Below are 11,956 nucleotides of genomic sequence, written 5' to 3' on the forward strand. Positions count from 1 at the left end.
GCCATGTTCGACGTTCTAGTTTATTTGTACGAAACCTACTACCGCCCGGATGCCTGCCCGGAATCCGAGGTGCTGGTCAAGAAACTCTCCGCCATCGGTTTCGAGGAGGAAGAGATTGCCAAGGCGCTCGGCTGGCTGACCGCGCTGGCACAGACCAACGATACCTTTTCTTCCGATCTGCAGCCGCACCAGACCGCGTTCTCGTTCGGCATGCGCATCTATGTCGATCGCGAGACCGACGTCATCGGCACCGCCGGCATCGGCTTCATCCAGTTCCTCGAATCGGCCAAGCTGATCAATCCGGTGCAGCGCGAGATCATCGTCGAGCGCGCGCTGGCCGCGGCCGAATCGCCGATCTCGCTCGACAAACTCAAGGTCATCGTGCTGATGGTGCTGTGGAGCCAGGGCAAGGAGCCGGATGGCCTGTTCCTCGACGAACTCTTTCTCGACGAAGACGACGGCGCGCCGCGCATGCTGCACTGAGACGGATTACCATTTTCTTTTCGCTGCATCGTTCCGGCCCGCCGCCGACGATGCAGCATCATGCCTGTTCGACAATTCCCCCCTCGCTTCCCGACTGCTGCTTGCGGTTTTCGCCGCAACCCGCTTATCATTGCCCGCTTGACGGGCATGTAATTGTTATATTAGAACCCGTGCCTCGCCGAAACATGCTTTGTGGCATGATTCGCCGACGACATCCTGCGCGCCTGGCCGCGCCTCTTTCGAGACCCTTATATATATGAGCAAAACCCTCATCATTGCCGAGAAGCCATCCGTCGCGAACGATATCGCGAAGACGCTCGGCGGCTTCACCAAGCACGATGAGTACTTCGAATCCGACGAATACGTCCTCTCGTCCGCGGTCGGCCACCTGGTCGAGATCGCGGTGCCCGAGGAATACGACGTCAAGCGCGGCAAGTGGACCTTTACCCATCTGCCGATGATCCCGCCGCACTTCGCGCTGAACCCGATCGCCAAGACCGAGTCGCGCCTGAAGGTGCTCAACAAGCTGATCAAACGCAAGGATGTCACCGCCCTGATCAACGCCTGCGACGCCGGGCGCGAGGGCGAACTGATCTTCCGCCTGATCGCGCAGTACGCCAAGGCCAAGCAGCCGATCAAGCGCCTGTGGTTGCAATCGATGACGCCGACCGCGATCCGCGAGGCATTCAAGAACCTGCGCGACGACCAGGAAATGCTGCCGCTGGCCGACGCCGCGCGCAGCCGCAGCGAGGCCGACTGGCTGATCGGCATCAACGGCACGCGCGCGATGACCGCCTTCAACTCGAAGGAAGGCGGCTTCTACCTGACCACCGTCGGCCGCGTGCAGACGCCAACGCTGTCGATCGTGGTCGAGCGCGAGGAGAAGATCAAGAAGTTCGTGCCGCGCGACTACTGGGAAGTGCGCGCCGAGTTCGTCTGCGCCGCCGGCATCTATCAGGGCCGCTGGCTGGACACCAAGTTCAGGAAGGACGAGACCGATCCCGAGAAGCGCGCCGAGCGCCTGTGGAGCAAGGCAGCCGCCGAGTCCATCGTCGCCGCCTGCCGCGGCAAGATCGGCATCGTCACCGAGGAATCGAAACCAACCACCTCGATGGCGCCGGCGCTGTTCGACCTCACCAGCCTGCAGCGTGAAGCCAACGCGCGCTTCGGCTTCTCGGCCAAGAACACGCTGGGCCTGGCGCAGGCACTGTACGAAAAGCACAAGGTGCTGACCTATCCGCGTACCGATTCGCGCCACCTGCCGGAAGACTACCTGCCGACCGTGCTGGAAACGCTCGACGTGCTGGCCGAGAACAACAACTACCACCAGTTCGCCAAGCAGATCACGAACAACAAGTGGGTCAAGCCGAACAAGCGCATCTTCGACAACACCAAGATCAGCGACCACTTCGCGATCATCCCGACCACGCAGGCACCGAAGAACCTGTCCGAGCCGGAGCAGAAGCTCTACGACCTCGTCACGCGCCGCTTCATGGCGATCTTCTTCCCGGCCGCCGAATTCCAGGTCACGACGCGCTTCACCGAAGTCTCGGGCCACCAGTTCAAGACCGAAGGCAAGGTGCTGACCAATCCCGGCTGGCTGGCCGTCTATGGCAAGGAAGTCATCGACGAGAAGGATCCGGAAAACAGCGGCAATCTGGTGCCGGTCGCCAGGGACGAAAAGGTGCAGACCGAATCGGTGGTCGCCAACGGCCTCGTCACCAAGCCGCCGGCACGCTATTCGGAAGCCACGCTGCTGTCGGCGATGGAAGGCGCCGGCAAGCTGGTTGACGACGGCGAACTGCGCGATGCCATGGCCGGCAAAGGCCTCGGCACGCCGGCCACGCGCGCAGCCATCATCGAAGGCCTGCTGACCGAGAAATACCTGATCCGCGAGGGCCGCGAACTGATCCCGACCGCCAAGGCCTTCCAGCTCATGACTCTGCTGCACGGCCTCGGTGTCGATGAACTGACCGAACCCGAACTGACCGGCGAGTGGGAATACAAGCTGGCGCAGATCGAACGCGGCAACATCAGCCGCGAGGAATTCATGCGCGAGATCGCGCAGATGGCGCAGATCATCGTCAAGCGCGCCAAGGAATACGACAACGACACGATTCCCGGCGACTACGCGACGCTGCAGACGCCGTGCCCGAACTGCGGCGGCGTGGTCAAGGAAAACTACCGCCGCTTCGCCTGCACCAAGTGCGACTTCTCGATGAGCAAGGTGCCGGGCAGCCGCCAGTTCGAGATCGCCGAGGTCGAGGAACTGCTGGCCAACAAGACCATCGGCCCGCTGCAGGGCTTCCGATCCAAGATGGGCCGTCCGTTCGCCGCCGTGCTGAAGATCGTGCGCGACGAGGACATCAACAACTACAAGCTCGAGTTCGACTTCGGCCAGAACAACGACGACGAGAACGCCGAGCCGGTTGACTTCAGCGGCCAGGAATCGCTGGGGCCATGCCCGAAATGCGCGGGCGGCGTCTATGAAATGCCGCTGTCCTACGTCTGCGAGAATTCCGTCGCCAAGCCCAAGACCTGCGACTTCCGCAGCGGCCGCATCATCCTGCAGCAGGAAATCCTGCCCGAACAGATGCGCAAGCTGCTCAACGACGGCAAGACCGACCTGCTGCCAGGCTTCGTCTCGCAGCGTACGCGTCGCGCCTTCAAGGCCTATCTGGTCAAGGGCAAGGACGGCAAGGTGAGCTTCGAGTTCGAGCCGCGCAAGGAAAAGGCGCCGGCCAAGGGCAAGGCCGCAGCGGTCGAGGGCGACGAGGCCACGGCAGACGCTGCACCATCCAAGGCCGCCGGCAAGACCGCCAAGGTCCCGGCAAAGAAAGCGGCAGCGAAGAAGCCTGCCGCCAAGAAGGCTGCGAAAAAAACCGCAGCCTGATCATTCAGGCCACAGTCACAAAAGCCTTTCCCTGACAGGAAAGGCTTTTTGTTTTGCGCGCCATGTCCGCGGCAACATCAATCGATGCTCACGCCTTCCAGCCGCAACAGAAACCGCTTGCGATCCAGCCCGCCCGCATAGCCGGTGACCGCGCCCGACGAACCGATCACGCGATGGCAGGGCACGATGATCGATACCGGGTTCCTGCCGATCGCCGCACCGACTGCACGCAGTGCCTTGGGATTGCCAAGCTTTTGCGCATGCTGTGCGTAGCTGGTGCACTTGCCGTGCGGGATGTCGCGCAAGGCCTGCCATACGGCGCGCTGAAACACCGTTCCGTTCAGATCGAGCGGCACATCGAATACCGTGCGCCTGCCGGCAAAATACTCGTCCAGCTGCCTTGCCGCCTCCTTCAGATGACGCGCCGCCGGCGAACCCGCATCGGGCGGCGACCAGCCGTCTTTGCCCTTGAAGTGGCGATGCCCTTCAAAGTAAATGCCGCAAACTCCGTCGTCGGTGGCGGCAATCAGCAGATTGCCCACCACGCTCGGATGGTCCATGCATGAAATCATGATCTCTCCTTGCCGACATGCGTCGGGCTTCAATGAATCAGGCAAGCGAATGCCATAACAACAGGGCCGCATAACTGCGCCACGGCGACCAATGCGCCGCCCGCGCGTTCAACTGCCGTTCCGTCAGGCGGCCGCCCTGTTCGCTTTCCACCGCCGCTTTCTGCAATCCCAGGTCGCCTGCGGGAAACGCGTCGGGAAACCGCAATGCGCGCATCGCAATGTATTGCGCGGTCCACTCGCCAACGCCGCGCACCGTCTTCAATTGCGCAATCGCCTCTTGCAACCGGGTGCCGGGCCTTGGCTGCAAGCCACCCTGCATGGCAAATGCCGCCAGATTGCGAACGGTCTCGGCACGCGATATCGGCACGCCGATCGCGGCAATCTCCGTCGCGGCAAGCGCAGCCAGCCGTTCAGCCGATGGAAAATGATGCGTGACGCCGGCAAATGGCGTGTCCGCCTCATCGCCAAACAACCGCGCGAGCCGACCACACACCGTGGTGGCGCCAGCCACGCTGACCTGCTGCCCCAGGACAGCGCGCAACGCAAGCTCGAAGGTATCGAACGCACCCGGCACGCGCAGGCCTGGCGTACGGGCGATCTGTACCGCCAGCAACGGATCGGCCGACAGATGCAAGGCGATGACATCGGGATTGGCATCGAGATCGAACTGCCGATGCATGCGCGCCACCAATGGCATCAGCACAGGTGCCAGGGATGCCGACAACGACAGTTCAAGCTGATTGCGTTGCGCCAGATGCACGACCCGCATCCAGCCGACCGCGCCGTCGAGCCGGATGCTGCGCGCGTATTCCCAGCGCCCGTCGTTGCAGACGCATGCCTCGACACCCGGAGTCGCGCGCCTGCCGACATACTGCATCATCGCGTCCCATGCAAAAGGCGGACGATAGGCCAGCCGCAGGGTAAGGGCATCCGGTGCGGTCGGTGCCGACGTTTCCGTCGCGCGCCGGATGGCCGTCGGCGCCATGCCATACCGCGACTGGAACAAGGCATTGAAGCGGCGGATGCTGCCAAACCCCGCCGCATAGGCGACATCGCTCATCGGCAGATGCGTTTCCTGCAGCAGCTTCTTGGCAAACAGCAGGCGTTGCGTCTGTGCCAGTTCGACCGGGGTCACGCCAAAATGCTGCAGCAACACGCGCCGCAACTGGCGCGACGACAGGCCGACCTCGTCGGCCAATCGCTCGGTGTCACCGTCGTTCAATGCACCGGCGGCAATGCGCTGCCACACGGCATGCGCGAGGTTCTGTTGCAGGGCATAGGGCGCCAGCTCGGGACGACAACGCAGGCAAGGACGGAATCCGGCCGCTTCCGCTGCAGCGGCGCTATTGAAGAACACGCAGGAAGAGGCGCGCGGCGTCTTGACCCCGCACACCGGCCGGCAATAGATGCCGGTGGTCCTGACCCCCGTGAAAAATACGCCGTCGAAGCGCACGTCCTTGGCCGCCAGCGCGCGATAGCAGCTCGCCGCGCTCAATATCTCGCCGTTTCGGCTGTCGATGATGTCCGGGGTCTCCATGACGACGTTATACGCGTCGCACAGTACAGCGTCTAGCCGTTTTCGGACACTAGTATTTTGTGGGAATATCTCCGGAGCGGCAACCTGTCCAATGCAGAAGAACGGGTGTTTCTTTCAACCGTACAGAAGAGTCTGCACATAAAACCGTGGCGATAAAAAAGCCGCATGCCTCGTGAACATGCGGCTTCGACATGTGCCGGCGGCGATCAGGCCGCCAGCGCCATTTCTTCCTGCGAACGTGTCAGCAGCACCGGGATCGATTTCGAGGTCGGCGTGTTGCAGATGTCGCCCGTGCTGTGCAGCGGCACAAGCGGATTGGTTTCCGGATAGTAGGCGCCGATGCAGCCGCGCGGGATGTCGTAGGCGACGATCAGGAACCGGTTGGCGTGGCGCTCGATGCCGTCGTCCCACACGGTGGACATATCGACCCACTCACCGGCCTTGAAACCGAGCATTTCGATGTCCTCCGGATGCATGAACACCACGCGGCGCTGGCCGAACACGCCGCGATAGCGGTCGTCGAGCGCGTAGATCGTGGTGTTGTACTGGTCATGCGAACGCGTCGTCATCAGCGTCATCAGCTTTTCGCCGTGCAGCGCGCGGGCGCGGCGGATCGGCGTGTCGCGCTGGACCGGATGGGCGATGAAGTTGGCCTTGCCGGTATCGGTCAGCCATTCGCGCTCGCGCGAGGCGACGCGCAGGTGGAAGCCGCCCGGTTTGGCGATGCGTTCGTTGTAGTTTTCGAAGCCGTCGAGCACGCTTTCGATCGCATCGCGGATACGGTCGTAATCGGCGGCGTAGCCGAGCCAGTCGACCTTGCCGGAACCCAGCGTCGCATGCGCGATGTTGGCGACGATCGCGGTTTCCGACATCAGGTTCTTCGAAGCCGGCTTGTTCATGCCGTAGGAGATGTGCACCATGCTCATCGAATCCTCGACCGTCACACCCTGCGGCACGCCGTTCTGCACATCGATCTCGGTACGGCCCAGCGTCGGCAGGATCAGCGCATTCCTGCCATGCGCGAGATGGCTGCGGTTGAGCTTGGTGGTGATCTGCACCGTCAGCTCGCACGAGCGCAGCGCGTCGAAGGTGCGCGGCGTGTCGGGCGTCGCCATCACGAAGTTGCCGCCGAGGCCGATGAAGACCTTGACGTGACCTTCGATCATTTCGTGGATGGTTTCGACCACGTCGAGGCCGTGCTCGCGCGGCGGTTCGAAGTCGAATACCTTGCCGAGCCGATCGAGGAACTCCCGCGACGGCTTTTCCTCGATGCCGACGGTACGGTTTCCCTGCACGTTGGAATGGCCGCGCACCGGGCACAGGCCCGCGCCTTCGCGACCGATGTTCCCGCGCATCATCATCAGGTTGGACAGCATGTGCACGGTCTGCACCGAATGCTTGTGCTGTGTGATGCCCATGCCCCAGGTCGCGATCACGCGCTTGCCGTTGACATAGATGCGCGTCAGCGTTTCGATGTGCTTGCGCGAGACGCCGGCTTCGTCGATCAGCTCCTGCCAGTCCTGCGCGCGCAGATCGGCGGCGAAGGCATCGAAGCCGGCCGTGTGCTGCTCGATGAAGGCGACGTCGAGTACGCGTTCGCGGCCTTCGGCCACGGCTTCGTCGTCGAGTTCCAGCGTGCGCTTGGCGACGCCCTTGATCAGCGCGAAGTCGCCGCCGAGTTTGGGCTGGATGAAGGTAGAGGCGATCTTGGTGCTCGACATAGTCAGCATCTCGACCATACTCTGCGGATCGGTGAAGCGCTCGAGGCCGCGCTCGCGCAGCGGATTGATCGAAACGATCACGGCGCCGCGTTTCGAGCATTCGCGCAGTTCGCCGAGCATGCGCGGATGGTTGGTGGCCGGGTTCTGGCCGAAGATCAGCAGCGTGTCGGCATGCTCGAAATCGTCGAGCGTGACCGTGCCCTTGCCGACGCCGACGGTCGCCGGCAGACCGCGGCTGGTCGCCTCGTGGCACATGTTGGAACAGTCGGGAAAGTTGTTGGTGCCGAACATGCGCACGAACAACTGATAGACGAACGCCGCCTCGTTGCCGGCGCGGCCGGACGTATAGAAGGCTGCCTGATCCGGATTGTCGAGCTTGTGCAGATGCGTGGCGATGAGCTGGAAGGCATCGTTCCACGCGATCGGCACGTACTTGTCGGTGACTGCGTCATAGACCATGGGATCGGTCAGGCGGCCGTGCTGCTCGAGTTCATAATCGGATTGCTCGAGCAGCGCCGCCACGGTGTTCTTCTGAAAGAACTCGGGCGTCACGCGCTTGCTGGTGGCTTCCGCCGCCACGGCCTTGACGCCGTTCTCGCAGAACTCGAAAGTCGAGGCATGCTGGCGATCGGGCCAGGCACAACCCGGGCAGTCGAAACCCTCGGGCTGATTCTGCTTGAACAGCGTGCGATAGTTGCCGCCAGCGACCTTTTCCTTGATGAGATTGATGGCGACATACTTGACCGCACCCCAGCCGCCGGCGGCGTGGTGATAAGGTTCGATGCTGGCTTTGGACTTCGACTTTTCCATGACGATCAGGATTCCGTTAAGCACGGTTCGGACGTCCTGCTCGGGCTGCGCACGCACGTCCTACCACCGCATGGCGACAGCGTACGATTCCATGACAGCGGAATGGGCATACACATTTCCGCAAATAAAAAGAGTACAGTTCGGATGAAGCACTGCTTAATATTTGTGCAGTGAATACGAGTCATAAGTCATGGAAAAAGAGACATGACTATCATCAGGGGTATGTGTGAAGCTGTACGAAAAACTGGCAAGCGACATCGAGGAACAGATTGCCCGTGGCGTTTTTCGCGCCGGAGAAAGACTGCCATCCATCCGGCAGATGAGCCGCCATCATGAACTGAGCATCACGACCGTGGTCCATGCCTACCTGCTGCTCGAAAGCAAGGGCATCATCGAAAGTCATCCGCAATCGGGCTATTTCGTGCGCGAGGCAACCGCTGCGGAACAACCCGAGTTGCGCATCTCGCAACCGATCGCGGTGTCCTCGCATGTGGACGTGAGTCGCCTCGTGCTTTCCACCCTGCGCTCGATCAGCGCGCATGACGCGATCCCGCTTGGCTCCCCCTATCCGGACCCCACGCTGTTCCCATCCGAAAAGATCAATCGCCGCGCCTACAGCATCGCGCGCCGCCGCACGCAATGGGGCGTGACCGATGCGCTGCCGCCGGGCAATCCGCAACTGATCCGCCAGATCGCACGCCGCTATCTGCAGAACGGCACACCGATCGATCCCAACGAGATCGTCGTCACCATCGGTGCCACCGAAGCCATCAACCTGTGTCTGCAGGCGGTCGGCAAGACCGGCGACACGGTGGCAGTGGAGTCGCCGACCTTCTATGCGATGCTGCACGCGATCGAGCGCATGGGGATGAAGGCGATCGAGGTTGCCACCCATCCGCAGGAAGGCATCGATCTCGATGCGCTGAAGGAAGTGATGGACCGGCAGCCGATCGCAGCCTGCATGGTGATGCCGAACTTCCAGAATCCGCTCGGCTTCCAGATGCCGGACGAAAAGAAGCGCGCGCTGGTTGACCTGATCACGACGCGCCGCATCCCGGTCATCGAGAACGACGTCTATAACGAACTGTATTTCGGCGACGTGCATCCGAGTTCGCTCAAGTCCTACGACAGCGAAGGCTACGTCATGCACTGCGCCTCGTTCTCCAAGAGCCTGACCACGGCCTCGCGCATCGGCTGGGCGCTGCCGGGCCGCTATCGCGATCAGGTCGAGAAGCTCAAGTTCCTCAATACGCTGACGACGCCGACCTTTCCGCAGCTGGCGATTGCCGAGTATCTGGAACACGACGGCTACGAACATCACCTGCGGCAGGTGCGCAAGCTCTATGCGCAGCAGGCCAACATGATGCGCGCGGCCGTGCATCGCTTCTTTCCGGCCGGCACGCTGACCTCGCAGCCGCGCGGCGGCTATGTGCTATGGGTCGAACTGCCGGCCGGCGTCGATTCGATGAAGCTCTACGAACGCGCGCTCGAACGCGGCATCACCATCGGCCCGGGCACCATGTTCTCGGTCGGCGACACCTACCGCAACTTCATCCGCCTCAACTACAGCTACGCGTGGTCGCGCGAGATCGACGAGGCACTCAAGACCGTCGGCCAGTTGGCTGCCGATTGCCTGCGCGAACGGCGCTGACCGAAACGTCTTCTTCCGGGCGCATTCGGTTGATGCGCCGCATGCCGCCCTCTATAATCGATCCGAACCATGGCACATCGCCCCGCAGAGGGCGGCCGCCTCGGCAGGCGAGACGAAGGAGACGATCATGCAGGATGCATCGCAACAGACGGACGGGCTGGATCCGGCCAAGGTAACGATATTACGGCAGCTATGGGAAGCCTCGCAGGAAAGCGATGGCGCCTGGTCGCTAGCCAAGCTCAGCAAGCGCGCCGGCATTCCGATGAGCACGCTGCTGCGCATCCTCAACGAATTCGACACTGCCGGCATCGTCGATCTGACCGAGCAGGAAGACGGCCGCCGTTTTGCCGCGCTGAACGCGGACGGCCTGGCTCTTTTCCCCTCGCTTTTCAGCACCCAATGAAATGAAGCGCGTCCGGCCGAGGTAGCGGCGGCCTGTCCCTCGCGGTCCGGTCCGCATCGCGACCGCCAGGCCGGCGCTCTCATCCGTACGCCGGCAGGTCACGCACCATCGCGGTGCCTGCCGCAATTCCCTTCCTGCTGAAAGGTGAAGTAACCGATCTCGACAGTTCCCTTTTCAGGCGCGGCCCGGAAGGCGAGAGTGCCGATGCATGAAAGACAGGCTTGCTGTTCTGTAAGTGTGGAGTAAGAAAAAAACGGAAAGATGGCGCATCGGTCTTCCCTCTGTAAAAACAGGGGAAAATCTTCTTTCTGCCCGTACAGTCCGCTACAATCGAATCACATCGGACAGTCGGCCGATAGAAACACGATATCGCAGCATCGATGCGCATCAACGCTTGATAGTTGTCGTTTCATCGTTGTGCATCAACCCTGCGTTCTCCCTGCATACGGCGCCGAGCCATCGGCGCCCCGAAAAAACGAAAGGAGTCGCCCACCCCCTCGTCGGACAAGCCGCAGAGCCTTGCCGAGCCCGCCATACCCGATGTTCGAATGCTTCCGGATCGCTCCTGCATCCCGGACGCCTTCTGCAAGTGATGTTCAGCGTTACTCTAAAAAACACAAAGGAGACAGACAATGAAATCGAATCACGATCAGAAAAAACCGGAATCCTCCGCCCGCCCGTCGCGCCGCAAGTTCATCGGCACGGCCGCTGCCACCGGCGGCGCCGCAGCCCTCGCATTCCCCATGATTTCCACCGCGCAGTCGGTGACCAACCTGCGCTTCCAGAGCACCTGGCCCAGCAAGGACATCTTCCACGAATACGCACTCGACTTCGCCAAGAAGGTCAACGACATGACCGGCGGCGAACTCAAGATCGAGGTGCTGCCGGCAGGCGCCGTGGTGCCGGCCTTTGGCCTGCTCGATGCAGTCTCGAAAGGGACGCTCGACGGCGGCCATGGCGTGATGGGTTACAACTATGGCAAGCAGGCAGCAATCGCGCTGTGGACCTCGGGACCGGTGTTCGGCATGGATGCCAACATGGTGCTGGCATGGCACAAGTACGGCGGCGGCACGGCACTGCTCGAAAAACTCTACTCGCAGATCGGCGCCAACGTCATCTCCTTCCTTTCCGGCCCGATGCCGACCCAGCCGCTCGGCTGGTTCAAGAAACCCATCACCAAGCCCGATGACCTGAAGGGCCTGAAGTTCCGCACCAACGGCCTCGCGATCGACCTCTTCACGGCGATGGGCGCGGCGGTGAACGCGCTGCCGGCCGGCGAGATCGTGCCGGCACTGGACCGCGGCCTGCTCGACGGTGCCGAGTTCAACAACGCCAGCTCGGACCGCGTGCTCGGCTTCCCCGACGTGTCCAAGGTCTGCATGCTGCAGAGCTTCCACCAGAGCTCGGAGCAGTTCGACATCAGCTTCAACAAGACCAAGTACAACGCGCTGGCACCCAAGCTCAAGGCCATCATCGCCAACGCGGTGGAAGCGGCCTCGGCCGACATGTCGTGGAAGGCGATCGACCGCTACTCGACCGACTACCGCGAGATGCAGACCAAGGACGGCGTCAAGTTCTACAAGACGCCGGATGCCGTGCTGCAGGACCAGTTGCGCATCTGGGACGAGATCGTGGCCAAGAAGGGCGCCGACAACGCGCTGTTCAAGGAAGTCGAGAAGTCGCAACGCGAGTTCGCCGAACGCGCCATGAAGTGGGACATGGATACCAACAACAACCGCCGCATGGCCTACAACCACTATTTCATGAGGAAGGCGGCACCGAAGAAAGGATGATGTCCATCCGGAACGCGCCGTTCCTGCACTGAACGGCGCACGAAAGGAAGCGCGTGCCGCGCCAATCGCGGCACGCGTGCTCTGCAAGGCAAC

Annotated in this window: 8 protein-coding genes; 5 read left to right on the forward strand and 3 right to left on the reverse strand. The window is 62.1% G+C overall.

Features of this window, described 5'->3' with window-relative positions:
* The first annotated feature begins 3 nt into the window (after window positions 1-3).
* The gene (locus IEV38_RS02660) at window positions 4-483 is read left to right on the forward strand and encodes a Smg family protein (protein ID WP_188394596.1); all 480 of its coding nucleotides are present in this window, start codon (window positions 4-6) and stop codon (window positions 481-483) included.
* 256 nt (window positions 484-739) lie between these two features.
* Complete coding sequence (locus tag IEV38_RS02665) at window positions 740-3,376, forward strand: DNA topoisomerase III (protein WP_188394597.1); 2,637 nt, start codon at window positions 740-742, stop codon at window positions 3,374-3,376.
* A 77-nt stretch (window positions 3,377-3,453) separates the two neighbouring features.
* On the opposite strand, the gene IEV38_RS02670 is transcribed toward IEV38_RS02665, so the two are convergent.
* The 3 genes from IEV38_RS02670 to IEV38_RS02680 form a co-directional block, all read right to left on the reverse strand.
* Window positions 3,454-3,948, reverse strand: a complete 495-nt coding sequence (locus tag IEV38_RS02670; RefSeq protein WP_188394598.1) for a methylated-DNA--[protein]-cysteine S-methyltransferase — start codon at window positions 3,946-3,948, stop codon at window positions 3,454-3,456.
* Window positions 3,949-3,985: 37 nt separating this feature from the next.
* Window positions 3,986-5,485, reverse strand: coding sequence for a DNA-3-methyladenine glycosylase 2 (locus IEV38_RS02675; protein WP_188394599.1), 1,500 nt, complete (start codon window positions 5,483-5,485; stop codon window positions 3,986-3,988).
* Between the two features lie 206 nt (window positions 5,486-5,691).
* Window positions 5,692-8,016, reverse strand: coding sequence for an FdhF/YdeP family oxidoreductase (locus IEV38_RS02680; protein ID WP_188394804.1), 2,325 nt, complete (start codon window positions 8,014-8,016; stop codon window positions 5,692-5,694).
* A 226-nt stretch (window positions 8,017-8,242) separates the two neighbouring features.
* On the opposite strand from IEV38_RS02680, the gene IEV38_RS02685 reads away from it, so the two are divergent.
* The 3 genes from IEV38_RS02685 to IEV38_RS02695 all read left to right on the forward strand — a co-directional run bounded on the left by IEV38_RS02685 (window position 8,243) and on the right by IEV38_RS02695 (window position 11,863).
* Complete coding sequence (locus IEV38_RS02685) at window positions 8,243-9,667, forward strand: aminotransferase-like domain-containing protein (protein WP_188394600.1); 1,425 nt, start codon at window positions 8,243-8,245, stop codon at window positions 9,665-9,667.
* 127 nt (window positions 9,668-9,794) lie between these two features.
* Window positions 9,795-10,070, forward strand: coding sequence for a helix-turn-helix domain-containing protein (locus tag IEV38_RS02690; RefSeq protein WP_188394601.1), 276 nt, complete (start codon window positions 9,795-9,797; stop codon window positions 10,068-10,070).
* A gap of 632 nt (window positions 10,071-10,702) precedes the next feature.
* Window positions 10,703-11,863: a TRAP transporter substrate-binding protein gene (locus IEV38_RS02695; RefSeq protein WP_188394602.1), complete on the forward strand. Its 1,161-nt coding sequence runs from the start codon at window positions 10,703-10,705 to the stop codon at window positions 11,861-11,863.
* The last annotated feature ends 93 nt before the right edge of the window (window positions 11,864-11,956 follow it).

The organism is Oxalicibacterium flavum, assembly GCF_014635065.1.
GTDB lineage: Bacteria > Pseudomonadota > Gammaproteobacteria > Burkholderiales > Burkholderiaceae_D > Oxalicibacterium > Oxalicibacterium flavum.